The sequence below is a fragment of the Vibrio sp. A1-1 genome, assembly GCF_021728175.1.
GTDB lineage: Bacteria > Pseudomonadota > Gammaproteobacteria > Enterobacterales > Vibrionaceae > Vibrio > Vibrio diabolicus.
The window spans coordinates 212,053-229,290 of record NZ_JAKKCL010000005.1 but is presented as its reverse complement, the minus strand read 5'-3'; the positions used below and the strand labels follow the sequence as shown (position 1 = coordinate 229,290).

At 43.4% G+C, this 17,238-nt stretch carries 13 protein-coding genes; 6 read left to right on the top strand and 7 right to left on the bottom strand.

What is annotated here, in order from left to right; translation table 11 throughout:
- Nucleotides 1-434: 434 nt before the first annotated feature.
- Nucleotides 435-1,355 carry a bifunctional precorrin-2 dehydrogenase/sirohydrochlorin ferrochelatase gene (locus L3V30_RS10550; RefSeq protein WP_006743261.1) on the top strand — a complete coding sequence of 307 codons (921 nt, stop codon included), beginning with the start codon at nucleotides 435-437 and terminating at the stop codon, nucleotides 1,353-1,355.
- 102 nt (nucleotides 1,356-1,457) lie between these two features.
- Here L3V30_RS10550 and L3V30_RS10545 read toward each other — a convergent pair whose 3' ends face one another.
- On the bottom strand, nucleotides 1,458-1,940 hold the full coding sequence (locus tag L3V30_RS10545; RefSeq protein ID WP_005377415.1) for a YajQ family cyclic di-GMP-binding protein: 483 nt from the start codon (nucleotides 1,938-1,940) through the stop codon (nucleotides 1,458-1,460).
- A gap of 21 nt (nucleotides 1,941-1,961) precedes the next feature.
- Entirely contained in the window at nucleotides 1,962-3,020 is a 1,059-nt protein-coding gene (locus L3V30_RS10540) for a 3-deoxy-7-phosphoheptulonate synthase (RefSeq protein WP_006743262.1), read from the bottom strand.
- Nucleotides 3,021-3,394: 374 nt separating this feature from the next.
- Here L3V30_RS10540 and L3V30_RS10535 point away from each other — a divergent pair, with 374 nt between their 5' ends.
- Entirely contained in the window at nucleotides 3,395-3,892 is a 498-nt protein-coding gene (locus L3V30_RS10535; protein WP_065646463.1) for a DUF4442 domain-containing protein, read from the top strand.
- A 27-nt stretch (nucleotides 3,893-3,919) separates the two neighbouring features.
- Here the strand turns inward: L3V30_RS10535 and L3V30_RS10530 are convergent, their stop codons facing one another.
- On the bottom strand, nucleotides 3,920-5,272 hold the full coding sequence (locus L3V30_RS10530; protein ID WP_006743263.1) for a hypothetical protein: 1,353 nt from the start codon (nucleotides 5,270-5,272) through the stop codon (nucleotides 3,920-3,922).
- 192 nt (nucleotides 5,273-5,464) lie between these two features.
- Between L3V30_RS10530 and L3V30_RS10525 the strand changes: the two genes are divergently transcribed.
- Entirely contained in the window at nucleotides 5,465-6,298 is an 834-nt protein-coding gene (locus L3V30_RS10525) for a S1-like domain-containing RNA-binding protein (RefSeq protein WP_005396561.1), read from the top strand.
- A gap of 283 nt (nucleotides 6,299-6,581) precedes the next feature.
- On the opposite strand, the gene rsmF is transcribed toward L3V30_RS10525, so the two are convergent.
- The 4 genes from rsmF to L3V30_RS10505 all read right to left on the bottom strand — a co-directional run bounded on the left by rsmF (nucleotide 6,582) and on the right by L3V30_RS10505 (nucleotide 13,884).
- Nucleotides 6,582-8,018: a 16S rRNA (cytosine(1407)-C(5))-methyltransferase RsmF gene (rsmF, locus tag L3V30_RS10520; protein ID WP_237308873.1), complete on the bottom strand. Its 1,437-nt coding sequence runs from the start codon at nucleotides 8,016-8,018 to the stop codon at nucleotides 6,582-6,584.
- Nucleotides 8,019-8,168: 150 nt separating this feature from the next.
- Entirely contained in the window at nucleotides 8,169-10,820 is a 2,652-nt protein-coding gene (locus tag L3V30_RS10515) for an MlaD family protein (RefSeq protein WP_237308872.1), read from the bottom strand.
- Nucleotides 10,813-12,063 carry a paraquat-inducible protein A gene (locus L3V30_RS10510; protein WP_006743266.1) on the bottom strand — a complete coding sequence of 417 codons (1,251 nt, stop codon included), beginning with the start codon at nucleotides 12,061-12,063 and terminating at the stop codon, nucleotides 10,813-10,815. The genes L3V30_RS10515 and L3V30_RS10510 overlap by 8 nt, the downstream gene beginning before the upstream one ends.
- A gap of 24 nt (nucleotides 12,064-12,087) precedes the next feature.
- Nucleotides 12,088-13,884 carry an ABC transporter ATP-binding protein gene (locus tag L3V30_RS10505; protein WP_053807440.1) on the bottom strand — a complete coding sequence of 599 codons (1,797 nt, stop codon included), beginning with the start codon at nucleotides 13,882-13,884 and terminating at the stop codon, nucleotides 12,088-12,090.
- 92 nt (nucleotides 13,885-13,976) lie between these two features.
- Between L3V30_RS10505 and L3V30_RS10500 the strand changes: the two genes are divergently transcribed.
- The 3 genes from L3V30_RS10500 (at nucleotide 13,977) to prc (ending at nucleotide 17,199) form a co-directional block, all read left to right on the top strand.
- Complete coding sequence (locus L3V30_RS10500) at nucleotides 13,977-14,450, top strand: GAF domain-containing protein (RefSeq protein ID WP_065646467.1); 474 nt, start codon at nucleotides 13,977-13,979, stop codon at nucleotides 14,448-14,450.
- Nucleotides 14,451-14,548: 98 nt separating this feature from the next.
- Nucleotides 14,549-15,175, top strand: coding sequence for an RNA chaperone ProQ (proQ, locus tag L3V30_RS10495; RefSeq protein WP_046876216.1), 627 nt, complete (start codon nucleotides 14,549-14,551; stop codon nucleotides 15,173-15,175).
- A 17-nt stretch (nucleotides 15,176-15,192) separates the two neighbouring features.
- Nucleotides 15,193-17,199 (top strand): carboxy terminal-processing peptidase, encoded by a 2,007-nt coding sequence (gene prc, locus L3V30_RS10490; RefSeq protein WP_005396554.1) that lies wholly within the window; start codon nucleotides 15,193-15,195, stop codon nucleotides 17,197-17,199.
- Nucleotides 17,200-17,238 lie beyond the last annotated feature (39 nt).

Below are 17,238 nucleotides of genomic sequence, written 5' to 3'. Positions count from 1 at the left end.
TTAATCAGGAGTGACCTGAAATAACGTGTCCAATTCGTTAGAGTTATCGTCCTACGTGATTGATTTTCGAAGAAACGGTATTCGATAGATCAACCAGTTATAAGCGTAGGAAAGGATCTGTTAATTCTCAAATATATAATTTAAATGAAGTTTTGAGAGAACTTACAAAGCGCCTTGAGATTTAGAATGACGAAATGTTAATTGTTTGTAAATAGTGCAAATCATGGACAATTTGGTGCATCAGAACAATCAATAGAAGAGTGAACAATACAAGAGAATAAAAAGTTGTTATTAAAACTGTCATTAGCTGAGCTTGGCGAAGTTCAGTAAAAATTCGAACAAAAATTATTTGTGATACCGAAACAGGGTGATGAGCCTGCCCCATTTTTGGTAGCATGGTCTGCAACAGCTAATTAGAGTAATCATGGATTGAAATGCGATATTTTCCTCTGTTCTTAGATTTAATCAATAAACCCGTTCTTGTCGTGGGCGGCGGTGAAGTGGCAAGCAGAAAGGTGGAAGCTTTGCTAAAAGCAGGGGCGGATGTCACTATCGTTTCTCCAACGTTGGTCGATTTTCTGTCTAAGCTTGCTGCAGAGCATCAAGTGCGCTGGGTGCAACGTTTCTATTCAAGTGACATTGTCACTAAAAGCTTTGTTCAAGTGTGGGCCACGACAGATAATCCTGAGCTAAATCACCAAGTGTATAAAGATGCGAAAGAATTAGGCATCCTAGTGAACGTTGTGGATGATAAGCCTTATTGTGACTTCATTACGCCCTCTATGATCAATCGTGGCCGCATACAAATTGCTATTTCTAGTGGCGGCGCCTCACCAGTTTTAATTCGAAACATCCGTGAAAAGCTTGAATCGATACTCCCACAAAACATGGGGTTGATGGCGGACTTTGCTAACTCAAAGCGTAATTCGATTAAAGAAGCACTACCTAGCGTCGATTTACGTCGTAAGTTTTGGGAGCAATTCTTCTCGAATCCTGAGGTTGAAAACGCGCGAGATAATAGAGAGTTAGAAACGATTTACCAAGCGACCATGGCAACACCTTTGGATGAAAAGGGAAGTTGTACTTGGATACAGGTAGGGAAAGACGTTGAGATGTTGCCAATTAAGGCCGTGCGCTACATGCAACAAGCCGAGCTAGCACTTTACTCAACTCGATGCGAAGCGAACGTGTTAGAGCTAATACGAAGAGATGCAGAGCGAGAAGCTTTCTCCAGCGCAGCTGAACTCTCTGATATGTTGACCAAGGCTAAATCTGAAAAGCTTCGAGTTTGCGTGTTTATCCCTAAAGGGACGAGCGAGTTCTTATTGCTGCAAGGGCAGGACTTGGTGATATAACCACGTTAAAAAGTGGGCACTTGGCTTCTCGATTAAAAGGCCAACAAAAACGCCAGCGAACTATGCGCTGGCGTTTTTAAACTAAGTTACTTCTCAGACAGATTAATCACGGAAGTTGTTAAACTGGAATGGTATGCCCATCTCTGCTTCACGAATCGCTGCCATTGTCGCTTGCAGGTCATCACGTTTCTTACCAGTAACACGTACCTTGTCGCCTTGAATAGAGGCTTGTACTTTTAACTTTGCGTCTTTAATAAGTTTCACTACTTTTTTGGCTGTTGGTGTATCGATACCTTGGCGGAAAAGCAGAGTTTGGTGCCAGTTCTTACCAGTTACATCTGGGTCCTGTGCATCCATTGCGTTTGCATCAATATTACGCTTTGCCAAGTGGCCACGTAAAATATCGCGCATTTGCTTAAGTTGGAAGTCACCTTCCGCAGACATTTTTACGTTTTCTTCTACTAGCTCAAAGCTCGCATTAACGTTGCGGAAATCGAAACGAGTAGACAATTCACGGTTAGCATTATCAACGGCGTTACGTAGTTCAACCGTATCGATTTCAGAAACAATATCAAACGATGGCATGAAGATTCCTTGATTATTTTGTTATAGGGACTTTCGGGATTTAACGGCGTTTGCCAGCATATCTAGCATTGTAGCAGTATCTTCCCAGCCTAGGCATGGGTCTGTAATAGATTGACCATACGTTAGGTTGTTGATGTCAGTCATTGGCTGATTGCCTTCAAGAATAAAGCTTTCAGCCATGATACCCGCAATACGAGTACTGCCTGACTTAATTTGGTTACAAATGTCTTGAGCAACGTCGATTTGTTTTCTGTGCTGCTTCTGACAGTTTGCGTGGCTGAAATCCACAACCAAACGTTGTGGCAAGCCAAACTCGGCTAGAGCATCACACGCTTGTTTTACTGACGCTTCATCAAAGTTAGGGCCTTTCTCTCCGCCGCGTAAAATAATATGACCATATGGGTTACCACTTGTACGGTAAACCGTCATGCGGCCATTCTTATCAGGAGAGTAGAAGTAATGCGAGGCTTTCGATGCGCGAATTGCATCAATTGCAATTTTTACGTTGCCATTTGTGCCATTTTTGAAACCAACTGGGCAAGACAGCGCCGATGCCATTTCACGGTGAATTTGCGATTCTGTTGTACGAGCACCGATCGCGCCCCACGTGATCAAATCCGCTATGTATTGACCAGTAATCATATCAAGAAACTCAGTAGCAGTCGCAAGACCAAGCTTGTTGATATCCAGTAGTAGTTTACGTGCTTTATGGAGACCAGCTTCAAGCGCGTAAGAGCCATCTAGGTTAGGGTCGGTAATTAAACCTTTCCAACCAACTACTGTACGAGGCTTTTCAAAGTAAGTACGCATCACGATAAACAGTTCGTCTTTGTACTTGTCTTGGATTTCACTCAGGCGAGTGGCGTAATCAATGGCAGCTTCAGTGTCGTGAACAGAACACGGACCTACAATCGCAAGAAGGCGATCGTCTTCACCCGATAAAATGTTTTCAATCTGACGACGAGATTGAGCGATACGGTCTGCAACGTCATCCGTAATAGGATGTACACTACCTAGCTCTGCTGGGGTAGGCATTGGACCCAAAGGTTGGGTTCTCAATTCATCTGTTTTTATAGGCATGTTATAGCTTTATTCTCTATTGCGAAGGGGTAAAGATAACGGAATTACAGGCAGGAATAAACCGTTTCACGGGAATCTTCGCCAGGAAATACCGAATTGTATACAAAGGTGTAGGTATTCATTTAAATGACTTATGTATAAATGACAAAACTTGATCATTAAATCAATATATATACATTTGAATTTATAACCATTTCATCTATCTCACCGTTCGGCAATCAAGATAACTGCGGCAAACCTCATGTTTATCTGTGTGACAATGTCACTAAAATGGTGGCTAAATAACTCGTGAGATCGAGCTTTTGTTAACATTTCTTTGACATCTATTTCTTTCGTTGATTAACTGGTCTGACTAGATTGGTAAGGAGACCAAAATGTTATCAGCTGTACGTCGTGCAAATTTGTATCTAAATCTATTCGGCTTTTCTAAAGTGCCTCTGATTTGGCTTTGTCACCCTAAGATCATTGCGATAGATAGCGAGCACGTTGAGGTTCGAATCCCTTTGCGAAGAAGAACAAAGAACCATTTGAATAGCATGTATTTCGGCGCTTTAGCTGTTGGGGCGGATGTAGCTGGTGGTTTTCTTGCTATGAGCAAGGCGCAAGAAAAAGGAGAAGCGATCTCTTTAGCATTTAAAGGCGTCAAAGCCGAGTTTTTAAAACGTCCGGAAGCGGATGTACACTTTGTGTGTAACGATGGTGATGTTATTGATGAGATGCTCGATCATACGTTGGCAACGGGTGAACGAGTGAATCGCGATGTAAAAATCGTCGCATTGTGTCCTAGCTTACATGGTGACGAACCTATGGCTGAATTCTCGTTGACTCTTTCGATAAAAAAAGCAGCCCAACAAGGAAAAGAGGCTGCTTAGTGGTTTGCTGTTTTAAAGAATATCGCTTTAATTGAGTTCAATCTGCTCAATCGAGACGATTTTGGAGCGGTTTAAGACCACTTTCCAACGGTAATAAACAGGCTCATCGGTGTGGTTGTCCTCTTTGACAATCACATTGAGCAAATGACGTTTCTCTACCGACTCTTTGGTCACTTGCCCTTCATTTAAACGGTAAACTCGGTTTGAGCTTTTATCCATCAAGCGGATGATAGGGCGCAAACTGATGTTCAGTGTTTCTCTTGTTTGCTCATAACCACTCAAGAATAGAGAGGTCGCCATTTCGGTTTTCTCGTGATAATGAAGTATCTGCTCTTCGCGCTGCACGACGCGCTTCTTACGTATTCTTTGAATCTTATCTGGCAAGCTACTTAACGTACGATAATCGAGCCACTCTAATTTTCTGCCGACCACTTTTTTCGTTGTTGGATCAACATACTTCTTACGCCACTTTGGCTTGCCTTTACGGATCCATCGCCACATCGCATCGCGCAAATCATCTTTAAAGATTTCTCGTAGAGCATAAATAAATGACATCGCGATAATGAAGGACGCGGAAATTTCCCCAAGGTAATCGCGAGCGAGAATCACGGTTGAGGTCACGACAACCATCACCAAGCCAGTAGCAATACCTTTGATAGCACGCTTGATGTTGTTACCCATTGATATGGTTTCTTCACGAAGCACGATAGGGTGTTCAATCAAGCGTCTTAGCAAGCGCATTTTGTTAGATAGGCGAGTAACGTCTTCAACGACTCTTGGAGAGTTGTACTTGTTGAGTTTTCGATGGGCTTGCTCTTTTTCACAGAGCGTGATCAAGCGTTTCTTAATCGTGCCATAATCGCCTTCACGCGGGAGATGAGCCACTAGAGATAAAAACTTTTGCTCGGTATACCAAGACAGATAGTTATCGATGTTAACGTAGTACCGTTTTAAGTTCTCTTCATAAGGAATAGAACGTCGCAAGCGCTTTAAGATCTCAAGCGTGAGCTCGATAACTTCGTCTACTTCATCTTCCGTTACGGAGTTGTTCTGATGCTTGTTTAAACTTGCTACCGCTTTATCTAGCGCGATAACGTATTGGTACGCGAACAAACTCAAACTTACTCGGTATTGTTGATTCGACAGGCGTCCACGTTTGGCAAGTCGACTGTGTACTAGCGGTAGAAGGATTTCAGTACTGTAATAAGAGCGTTGCTGTGTGATTGAAGTGTAATAAAATTCGGATTCACTGATGATATCGGCGTTTAAACCAAGCTCACCAGGTATAAAAAAGTAAATATCTAGGTCGACACTTTTGCTCTTTGCGAGTGCATGACTGATTTTTAATGTTATTGAGTCTTGTTTATCGACGGTGACCAAAGAAAGCTCCTGACTTTGTTAAAGCATTCTTAACTTATGCGTACTGTTGAGCAGGTAAGCATAAAAGTGCTAAAAGAGTGACTGGGGCATATAGCTGAACGACAACAGCATAACAGAGCACTATGCTTTTCTCTCTGATTTTCTTGTTAGTTTAGGTATAATTCCACGTAAATTTAAAAAGAGACAAAATCAATGATTAAAATTGGTCAAATTAACAGCTTAGAAGTCATTAAAAAGGCTGATTTTGGCGTATTTCTGGATGGTGATGATTACGGTTCTGTTCTACTGCCTAATAAGTATGTACCAGAGGGTACTGAAATTGGTGATCATGTAGACGTATTTTTGTACTTCGATTCAGAAAGCCAGCTTGCTGCGACCATTGAAAGACCTATTGCCCAAGTGGGTGAATGGGGCTTAATGAAGATTGAGGGCGTCAACGCGACAGGTGCTTTTGTAAATTGGGGCATCAAAGAGAAGGATTTACTTATTCCTTTTAGTGAGCAACGCACTCGCTTCTCTGCGGGACAAACTATTCTTGTCTATGTTTATACTGACAAAGCGTCAGGCCGCATTGTTGGTACGACTAAGTTCAACAAATGGTTAGACAAAACTCCGGCGAATTATGAAGTTAACGAACAAGTTGATTTGATCATCGCAGAGCGCAGTCAACTTGGCTACAAAGCGATTGTTAACGGAAAGCATTGGGGCATGATTTTCCCATCAGATGTGTTTGGTAAGCTTTACATCGGTAAGAAACTGAAAGGCTTTATTAAGCAAATTCGTGAAGATGGCAAAATCGATCTCGCGCTACAAAAAGTCGGCGTGGCAAAAATGGACGATCTTTCTAGCAAGATTCTTGATCTGTTAGAGAAGAAAGGCGGCTTTTTACCTTTGAACGATAAGTCTTCTCCTGAAGCGATTTTTGACGCTTTCCGTACAAGTAAAGGTACTTACAAAAAGACCATTGGTGGATTGTACAAGCAGGGCAAGATTGTTATCGAGAAAGACGGCATTCGTCTGGCGTAGCCCAAACTCACGTATAGCGGATCGGCAGCCAAAAAAACGGCCCAAACTTTTCCTTTTTTTGGGCCTAGGGGAAACGGCTCCGCAGAGCCTGCGCTAAACTTTTTCCAACAATAATTTTGTTGGTGAACATAGAGAGAAATGCCATATCAAAGCATTACTTTGATACAACTAGTTTAGTACAGCGTATCCGGATCGCTAGCGAGCCCAGTTGCTTTCATACTTACGAATTAAAAAGCCATCGCAAATACGATGGCTTTTCATTTATTTATGATTTGCTACTTCTTTAAAATAAGTTCTTATCTCGTACTAATTCGCGAGGAAGACCATTCTTTATTCTGTTGCTTACCCATTTCCCAAGGCCAATGACTGCGCCTTGATAGGTGACAAGCACTTCGCCTTTACCTGTTTTCATTCCCTCAGGAATCGTTTGTGGGCGAACATCACGTCCCATGTACCATTCGCGCGCTTCTTCAATACTGAGTTCAATGGCGTTTGCCTCAGAGCCTGTCGCTAATGCCGTTGCCACCTGATGCTGCCAACGGTAGCCATTTTTATGGGCTTCCGCGATCTTGATACCCATACGGGAGAAGCGTAATTCGCCGATCATTGGCTCTAAAGAATTAGGGAACAACCAGACATCTTTATCGCGAAGCCATACAGAACTGTCATTTGGAAGTTCAATACCTAACGCACTTTGCAGCTGTTGGGCAATTTCAACCGATTCTTTTTTCGATGCTTTGGTAAACGGGAACTTGCCCATGCGCTTTTTGACCTTTGGTGGTTCAACAGCAGCCAGTTTACGAATTCTTGCAACAAAGAACCCTTCGCAGTCGTAGACCTGTGGAAAGATATGCAAAAAACCTTCTTCAGTTAGAGCAGCATTTGCGTTTTCAAACAAGGTCTCAAGGCTTTCAAACTCAACGGCATCACCAAAGGTTTCTTTCAAGTGATGACAAACTTGTTGGTTTTCTTCGGTACTGAGTGTGCACGTTGAGTAAACCATCACACCACCGGGCTTTAGTGTATGGAAGGCGCTTTCAATAAGATCTTTCTGTGTGTCAGCTATGTCGAGCACGGAAGCTTGCGTCCAGTTTTTCATTGCATCTTCGTCTTTGCGAACGGCGCCTTCGCCGGAGCAGGGCGCGTCGAGCAGAACCGCATCAAATTGTTCTGGTAGCCAACCGCCAAAAACGCGCCCATCGAAGTTACTTAGTGCGGCGTTACGTACACCACAACGTTCCACGTTGGCATGCAGCACTTTTACACGACTTGCGGCGTATTCATTAGCCACGAGAACGCCTTCATTGTTCATTAAAGCCGCGATTTGAGTGGTCTTTGATCCTGGTGCAGCTGCTGTATCTAACACGGCATCGTAAGATTCGTCATTCATAAACAGCGCAGATACTGGCATCATTGAACTGGCTTCTTGAATGTAGAATAAGCCTGACATGTGCTCTGCAGTGTTGCCTAATGGTACAACTGACTCGTCCGCTTCAATCCAAAACCCTGTGTCACACCAAGGCACAGGAGAAAGCTTCCAGCCTTTTGCGTCTGCACGTTCTAGAAACGCTTCAACACTGATCTTCAACGTATTAACACGAATACTTTTGCGCAGTGGCTTTTGGCACGATGCGATAAAGTCTTCCATGTTGAGGTGAGCAGGAAGGATAGTTTGGATTTTTTCCAGAAACGCGTCTGGGATGTAAACATTAGGATGCAATGTGGGATCTCGTTTGCAGAATTTGTGGCAAATAATATACGAAAGCGAAGCAGAAACGAATAGTGACAAGGACCGAGCAATAAAAAAGAGCAGCGATTGCTGCTCTTTTAAGGTAATCAAACTTCAATTGTATGTGAATTGAGCTTTATTCTACGGCTTAGGAATCGCAGTACGCCATTGAGTCCAGCCTTCTTCAGCTTGTGGATATAAAAAGAAAGATTGCCCACTTTTTGCCGCTGGTGGAATAGTCGATTGCTCTGGCGTTGAAAACGCAATTCCTCCGCGAACTAAACTATCAAATGTGCCCGCTTTGATGTTCGCACCAGTAATTCCGATGGAGACATCTACTCCTGAAATATTCCAAAACACACTGTTTTGACGAACGAGGTAAGCATATTCAGGCTGTATCTTGATGGTCGTGACAACGCGATCGGCAAATTCTCCTAGGCTCACGTCGGTTACTTGGCCGACTTCCATCTGGCGGTAAAGAATAGGCGTTCCGACTTGTACTGAGCCTCGTTGTTCACTTTGTAAAGTAAACATCATGCCCTGAACACGTTCTGAACCGTTTTCCAACTGAAAATCAAATTTAGCTTTACCTTTACCTGGCTCAACACTGATGGATTTCGACACCAATGCGCCAAGGTTTTTCACGCCCCCTAAGCCAATCTCTGGCTCAGTTAGCCAAAAATGTGAGCCTTCAACCGCAATGTTTTCTACGTATTCAGGTAGAATTCTTGCGGTAATTTCAACCATATTGCGACGAAAATTCGGTACAACCAGTGTGACTTCACCAACTTTGACGCCTTGATACTCAATCGGCATTCCTTTAGCAATCTCTTGCGAGCCGTCGGTTTCTAAAGCAATGACGCGTCCAAACTTGCGAGCGGTTTTTTGATCTGTATATAACTTCCAGTTGTCTCCAATTTTGTTTTCAACGCCAGGAACAGAGTCAAAAGCGATGCCTCCTTCGATTAACGATTTTAAAGGGTGAGCTTTTACACTCACACCGGCTAGCGATGCATCTATCTCGATCCCTGAACGGTTCCAAAAGACGGTTTGCGGTGTTACGAGGTAAGCAAAGCGGTTTTCGATGGTTGCTTTAATTAACACACCGCCATCAACCAATTGGAAATCGGAGACGTTACCAACAGGAAGATTACGATAGAGCAGAGGGCTGCCTTTGGAAATCGGCGGCAATTCAGAAGCAAACAGTGTGAGTGCTCTAGAGCCACTTTGGTTGTACTGTGCTAGTTCTGCCAATGATTCGTTCTGGAACAGTTGATACTCTTTTTGAATATCTTGCTTGCCTTCGCTTACAAAGCTAATGGACCCAGTTAACAACTGTTTTGCCGGAGGAACGGTAACGCTGAGGCCCGATTCCGTTAACTCTGCAGAGGCACTTCCGGTTACATAAAAACGGTTGTTTGATTTGATCAGGTGTTTGTATTCATGATCAATCAATACGTCCATAAATACTTCATGTTGCGATTTTTTACCTTCTTCAACTAAGCCTACGTTGATAATTGAACCGACAACGATGCCTTTGTAAAGCACGTTGGCACCGCTATCTAGGCCAAACGAGTTGTCAGACACTAAACGAATAGCGATGGACTTTTCTTGCTGTTGGTTAAAAACGTTTTTACGAATGGCAGTAAAGCGGCGAGAGCGATCACCGGCACCTGGCACAATGGTTAAGAAGTTTCCTCTCACGAGATTGGCAATGTTTTCAACACCAGAGAGGGACACTTTTGCTTCTTCTAAGACGAATCGGGTACCTGTCGTCAGCATGTCACTGAAAGCTGGTTGAATTGCCGCTGACGCTAATATCACTTCTCGCCCTTCGGATAGGCTTAAGTCTGTAACTTGGCCAATCTCGATTCCGCGATACATAATGGGTGCGCCTTCGCCACTGATTTTACTGTCATCAGGGAGGACGATTTTAACAGCGATACCTCGACCTGCGGTTTTCAAACCTTTATACAGACGGAATTCAGTATTCTCTTCTACAGGCTCACCGTCATCCGGAGAATCGACGGCGATCGCGCCTCCGAGTAGAGCACTCATGCTTTCTAGCCTTACATCGACGCCTTCAAAACCGATGCTGGCACCGATTCCACTTACGTTCCAGAACCGACTGCGGTTGTTAATGATATGTCGGTATTGATCCTGGATGTTGGCTTGAATCGTGATAGATTTTGCGTCTTCATCCAGCTGGTAGCTGTAGACTTCACCGATTGGAATTTTCTTATAAACAATTTGAGATCCAATCGACACACCACCTAAATCGCGGCTTTTGAGTTTAATGTTCAAACCTTGTGAAACGCGCAAATCTGTTGGTGCAGAGTCTAACGCATGGAACGTTGTTTCAAACTCTTGACCATCTCCAGGTTGAATCGATATGTAATTACCCGACACGAGCGCATCGAGCCCAGAAACTCCCGTTAGGCTTGCTGTTGGTTTTACCAGCCAAAAGCGAGTTTTATCGTTCAGCAATTTTGCCGCTTCAGGGTAGATATCGGCATCAACATAAATACTGCCGAGATCTTCAGTGAGGTTAATGTCTCTCACCATACCGACTTCTAGCCCTTGGTAACGGATAGTGGTTCGCCCGGCGACCAAGCCAGCAGCGTCAGAAAAATAGATTTGCACCCGTTGTCCGGCATCGTGTATCGACTTCACCACAAGCCAGCCAGCTAATAAGACCATAGTCAAAATTGGCAAAAGCCAAAGAGGAGATATGCCTTTGCTCCGCTTTACATCTGGTACGTATGACGTTTGAGAACTGTTCTGATCACTCATTCATTGACTCTTTTTCTGATTGTGTTGGGCCTGTTTGGTCCCAGATTAGCCTTGGATCAATACTTTCCGCTGCAAGCATGGTCAATACCACGACAACACCAAAGGCCACGGCGCCATATCCTGGTGTGAAATCAAGTATCTGACCACGATCGACTAAGGTCATCATGATAGAAATAACAAACAAGTCCATCACAGACCATTTACCGATCCATTTAACAACAAAGTAAACCATCATTCGTTGTCTCTTAAACACCGAACGTTTGAATTGAATGCAAAGCATGATGTAGGCAAGGCCAAGTATTTTTACAACTGGCACAACAATACTGGCCACAAAAATGATCACTGCGATGCCATACATACCGCTTTTTACCAACCCAGCTACGCCTGAGAAAATAGTATCTTCCAAACGTTTGCCATTGGTCAGCAAGATGGAAATAGGAATCAAGTTGGCTGGGAAAATCGCTATCGTTGCCGCAATGAGGTAAGCCCATGTCTTCTGAATGGAGTTGGGCTTGCGATGATATAACTCGTGGTGACAACGCCGACAATGGTCACCTTCAGGTTGAGACAGGTGGCACTCATGGCAATGCACGTCTTTGTGTTCAAAGGAATAAAGACGTTCTGGCTTCCAGGCTTCCCAGTAACGACGCACACTGATTCGAGAAACTAACAAAACGGTAAATATCTGCAAAAGAACCAGACCAATTAACCCTGGGCCTACAAAAATGTCGGAATAATCTTGGAGTTTGAAGCAGGAAATGGCGATGCTAACTAAGAACACATCCAGCATTACCCAATGTTTCAAATGTTGAATTAGCCACAGTGAAACACGAAGCCCTCGAAACCACCGTTGATGCAGCGAGATATGTGCCGTAACCACTGAAACACAAACCGTCAGCGGCGCTAGAGAGCTACAAAATAGAATAAGCAGTGAAAGAAGAACAAAGCCTTCTTCCATCAATGTGATCATCCCTGAAGGTAGGGTTGCCGGAATCATCACACCAAAGAGTCGGATACTAATAAAGTTAAAAAAGTGTGATGGAATAAATAGCAGGATACAGGTTATCGCGACGGCTAAATTACCTGAGAGGCTAGGGCTACCGCCTCGATACAACTGTGTGCCACAACGAGGACAGTGTGCATTTTTTCCATTGGGTAAGTCGACGATATCGACAGGCAATTCGCAACCTTGGCACAAGCGCACATTATTTGGCTGCATGGCGTGCTTAGACAGAGAGGTCATAACGACCTCTCTAACTTGAACGATTTAAGCGTGGGACTGTATGCCCCCATATAAGGTTTGATATAAGCCTTCTTGCTCAACTAACTCACCATGAGTACCTGTTTGCGTCACTTTTCCATCTTCAAGCACGTAGATCAAATCGGCTTGTTTTACGGCTGATAGACGGTGCGCAACGATTAATGTTGTTCTACCACGTAAGAATTCAGTCAATGCTTTGTGCAATGCCGCTTCAGTAGCGGTATCAAGCGCAGACGTGGCTTCATCTAAAATAACAAATTGAGGATCACTCAGCACCATTCTTGCGATGGCAAGGCGTTGTCGTTGACCACCTGACAAACGAATGCCGTTACGGCCGACTTGAGTATCCAAACCGTGGTTCAGTTGAGAAATAACATCTTGCAGCTGAGCTACTTCAAGAGCTCGCCAAAGTGACATTTCGTCAAAATTCCCACCGAGTGTTAGATTATGCCTCAAGGTGTCGTTAAATAGTATAGGTTGCTGTAATACCACGGCAATTTTGTCACGAATTACTTCAAAACCAATATCTTCTGTTAATTCATCATTAAAGCGAATGCTACCGGAGTTTTGACGATAAACCCCAATAAGTAGTTGTATTAAGGTCGACTTACCGCCTCCGCTCGCACCAACTAGCGCCACTTTCTTTCCTGCCGGTATATGTAAAGAAAGGTTATCTAGAACTTTGTTTTCATTATTATAAGAGAAGTCTACGTTTTCTACTTTAACATCGACTTCTCTGTCTTCTTTGAAAGGATTTACCTTAGGTACTGGTCTTTGTTCTTCTTCTAATACTAATAAGTCGTTGATGCGTTTTAACGCAGCTTTCGCGCTGTACCAAGAAAACTGAATGCCGAGCAGCTCTTGAACAGGAGACAACATAAACCATAGGTAACCAAAAACAGCAAAGATTTGACCAATAGTGAGGTCACTAAACATGACCATCAGCATGGCGACGGCTCTGAATAACTCAAAACCGATTAAGAAGAGTAGGAAAGAGACGCGACCTGCTGCCTCTGATTGCCACGCATACTTGTCTGCATCCACACGAACTTGGTTCGCACTGTCTTTGAGTTGCTGGAGAAATTCTCGCTCTTTATTGGCTGCGCGCAGCTGGTAAATGCCATCTAATGTTTCAACTAAACGATTTTGGAAAATTTCAAAAGAATGATTTTCCTTCCGTTTCAGATGTTTAACCATACTTCCTAGTTTACGTGAGAAGTAAATGACAATAGGGTTGACTAGCAGAATAAATAGACCAAGTCGCCAGTCGAGCCAAAGCAGAACGATGGCAGTACCAATGACCGTTAAAAAACTGATAACGAATTTTGCTAACGTAGAACCAATAAATTTATCGATCGTTTCAATGTCAGTGATAAGGTGGGCGTTGATGCCTCCGCTGCCTTTGGTTTCGTATTGGCGGATGCTGATACGACCAAGCTTGTCGATCATTTTACTGCGCATCTCAAACGTGATCGTTTTAGAAACAAGTGTAAATTGTCGGCTTTGAAGGATATTTAACCCCTGACTCGCAGCTCGCATCAGGACGACCAAGAAAAGGGTGAAAAATATATAACCCGTCGGAGTGTGCCACGCTTCAGGGAGAATGGCATTCATAGCAGCTAAGCCTTTTGCTGGTTGGTCCAATAAAACCTCATCAACCATCAACGGCATGAGAAGGGGGATTGGAACACTAATCAAGGTTGCAAGCACCGCTATCAAGTTCGCTATGATCAGCTTGGACTTGTGCTTTTTTACTTGTGTTATCAACCAAGAACGGCTAATAGTGTCATTTTTCAGAAGCATTGTAATTGAGAATAAGTCCTATTATAAAGTAGGGCTGCATTTTAGCGCCATACAGTGAGAATGGAAGCTTTTATAGTAAGTAGGAAGTTAATATGAACATAGAACAATACCATAGACTAACCAAACAAGCCGTTGCTCTAATTGAGTCTGAGCCAGACTTTATTGCTAACCTAGCAAACTTGAGCTCACTGCTTTTCATGGAATTGGACGATCTTAACTGGGCTGGCTTTTACCTAGCAAAAGGTGAAGAGCTCGTTCTTGGTCCGTTTCAAGGAAAACCAGCTTGTGTCCGCATTCCTATGGGGCGCGGTGTCTGTGGTACTGCTGCAAAAACTAACACCATACAAAGAGTATACGACGTTCATGAATTTGAGGGACATATAGCGTGCGATGCAGCGAGTAATTCGGAAATTGTGATTCCGTTTTCTATCAATGGAGAGGTGGTTGGTGTCCTTGATATTGACAGCCCAAGTATTGGTCGATTCAATGAAACAGACGAAGAAGGTCTCACTCATTTCATGGCTGAAGTAGAAAAGCTGCTTAATTCACACGCGAACGACGCATAAATTAGCCCTCGAGTGTGGTTTTTCCTTGGCATGTCACTATAATACGAGAATATTTTTTCTTAATGCTTCGCGGAAATCCGCTCAAATCAGGAACCCTCATGACTGAAAAGTTAAAAAACAGCAAAGAAGTTATTGCATATATTGCTGAATGTTTCCCTAAGTGCTTTACTTTAGAAGGTGAAGCAAAACCTCTGAAAATTGGTATTTTTCAAGATCTTGCGGAACGTCTAAGTGAAGACGAAAAAGTAAGCAAAACACAGCTTCGTGCAGCGTTAAGACAGTACACTTCATCATGGCGTTACCTACATGGTGTAAAACCAGGTGCAGTACGTGTAGACCTAGACGGCAACCCTTGTGGTGAGCTAGAAGAAGAGCACGTTGAACACGCGAAAGCGACACTTGCAGAAAGCAAGGCAAAAGTTCAAGCTCGTCGTAAAGAACAAGCACAAAAAGCTCGTGAAGAGGGTAAGGCGAAAGCGAAACCAGCGGCTAAAAAGCCTCAACAGCCTCGTCGTACTAACAAACCAAAAGTACAAAAAACAACTAAGCCTGTAGAAACGCGCGCTCTAAATGCTGACGAAATCACAGTAGGTAACGCAGTTAACGTGAACATGGGCAAAGGAAACATGGCAGCGACCATTGTTGAGATCAATAAGGATGATGTACGTGTTCAACTTGCTAACGGCCTACAAATGGTTGTGAAAGCGGAGCACTTGCGCGCATAAAGGAGATACTCCTACGCATGAATTGCCGTTCAAAAGTGACACTGATTGCTGCTAGCTTATGGCTAGCAGCATCAGCTCAGGCTCTCGAAGCCAAACTACATAAAGATGACTTGCCGGTTCTCGCTCCTGAAGTTCAGCACGAAACAGCTAGCAAACGAGTCACCTCTCGATTTACCCGCTCTCATTATAAGCATTTCAGCCTCAATGATGATTTCTCCAAAGCGATCTTTGAACGCTATGTAGAATTGCTTGATTATAATAGAAATATTTTTACTCAAGCGGACATCGATTCTTTTAAAGACTGGTCAATTGAGCTTGATGATCAGCTAAAAGCTGGTAACAACCAAATTGCTTTTGATGTTTATAACCTCTCAATGCAAAAGCGTTTTGAGCGCTTTGCTTATGCGTTAACGCTACTCGACGAAGAGATCAAGTTTGATACTGACGACGAGATAGAGTTAGACCGTTCTGAAGCTGCATGGCCAAAAGACGAAGCGGAGCTCAACGAGTTATGGCGTAAGCGCGTGAAATATGACGCGTTAAATCTGAAACTGACTGGCAAAGAATGGCCAGAGATTAAAGAAGTTTTAGAGAAGCGTTATAACAACGCGATGAAGCGGATCACACAGACTAATAACGAAGATGCATTCCAGTTATATATGAATGCCTTCGCCCGACAAGTCGACCCTCATACTAGCTACCTTTCTCCACGTAATGCTGAGCAATTCCAATCGGAAATGAACCTATCTCTGGAAGGCATTGGTGCTGTTTTACAAATGACTGACGATTACACAGTAATTCGTTCACTTGTTGTTGGTGGCCCTGCGTCGAAGAGCAAGCAGCTTGGCGAAGGGGATCGAATCATCGGTGTTGGACAAGACGGTGAAGAGATTGTCGACGTGATCGGTTGGCGTCTGGATGATGTAGTTCAATTAATCAAAGGCCCAAAAGGCACAAAGGTTAATCTACAGATCTTGCCAGAAGGTAACGATGCGAAGAGTTACATTGTCACAATTGTTCGTGACAAAGTTCGCCTAGAAGATCGCGCAGTGAAGTCGGAGATCATCGAAAAAGATGGTAAGAAGATTGGTATTTTAGAAGTGCCAAGTTTCTACGTCGGTTTGTCGAAAGATACCGATAAACTGCTTGCTGAGTTAAAAACCAAAAACGTTGACGGCGTAATCGTTGATCTACGTAACAACGGTGGTGGTGCATTAACAGAAGCGACAGCATTAACAGGGTTATTCATTAAAGAAGGTCCTGTTGTTCAAGTTCGTGACAGCTATGGTCGTATTAAGGTGAACGCCGATACTGACGGAAAAGTGAGCTACGATGGTCCGCTGACGGTGTTGATTAACCGCTACAGTGCTTCAGCGTCTGAAATTTTTGCAGCAGCTATGCAAGATTATAATCGTGCAATTATTTTAGGTGAAAATTCTTTCGGTAAAGGTACGGTTCAACAGCATCGTTCACTGAATCATATCTACGATCTTTTCGATAAAGAGCTAGGCTACGTTCAGTACACGATTCAGAAGTTCTACCGTATTGACGGTGGAAGTACGCAAAATCGCGGTGTTGCACCCGATATTTCGTACCCAACACCAATTGAAGCTTCTGAAACGGGTGAAAGTGTAGAAGACAATGCACTACCTTGGGATCAGATTGATAAAGCAAAATATCAAACCTTCCCAAGCAACGAAGCACTAGTTGAAAAACTCACCGCTCTTCATAACAAGCGTATTTCTGATGAGATGGAATTCCGTTTCATCAATGAAGACATAGAGAAGTATCGTAAAGAAAAAGACGATAATATGTTGTCTTTGAACGAGAAAGTTCGTAAGGCTGAATCGGATAAAGCGGAAGCACTTCGTTTGCAACGCATCAATGAGCGTCAAGCTGCTTTAGGTAAGGAAGCATTCAAAACATTGGATGATATACCTAAAGATTATGAAGCGCCTGATGTTTATTTAGATGAGTCTGTCGCGATTATGGTTGATCTACTCAAGCAGAAAAATCAGTCATAATAACTGGCAATTCAAAGTAAAAAGAGTGAGTCTTTCAGG

Coding starts and splice junctions, on each gene's coding strand:
- L3V30_RS10525 (WP_005396561.1), top strand. CDS start 5,465: ATGATTAAAATTGGTCAAATTAACAGCTTAGAAGTCATTAAAAAGGCT.
- proQ (WP_046876216.1), top strand. CDS start 14,549: ATGACTGAAAAGTTAAAAAACAGCAAAGAAGTTATTGCATATATTGCT.
- L3V30_RS10540 (WP_006743262.1), bottom strand. CDS start 3,020: ATGCCTATAAAAACAGATGAATTGAGAACCCAACCTTTGGGTCCAATG.
- L3V30_RS10510 (WP_006743266.1), bottom strand. CDS start 12,063: ATGACCTCTCTGTCTAAGCACGCCATGCAGCCAAATAATGTGCGCTTG.
- L3V30_RS10535 (WP_065646463.1), top strand. CDS start 3,395: ATGTTATCAGCTGTACGTCGTGCAAATTTGTATCTAAATCTATTCGGC.
- L3V30_RS10545 (WP_005377415.1), bottom strand. CDS start 1,940: ATGCCATCGTTTGATATTGTTTCTGAAATCGATACGGTTGAACTACGT.
- L3V30_RS10500 (WP_065646467.1), top strand. CDS start 13,977: ATGAACATAGAACAATACCATAGACTAACCAAACAAGCCGTTGCTCTA.
- L3V30_RS10505 (WP_053807440.1), bottom strand. CDS start 13,884: ATGCTTCTGAAAAATGACACTATTAGCCGTTCTTGGTTGATAACACAA.
- L3V30_RS10515 (WP_237308872.1), bottom strand. CDS start 10,820: ATGAGTGATCAGAACAGTTCTCAAACGTCATACGTACCAGATGTAAAG.
- L3V30_RS10550 (WP_006743261.1), top strand. CDS start 435: ATGCGATATTTTCCTCTGTTCTTAGATTTAATCAATAAACCCGTTCTT.
- prc (WP_005396554.1), top strand. CDS start 15,193: ATGAATTGCCGTTCAAAAGTGACACTGATTGCTGCTAGCTTATGGCTA.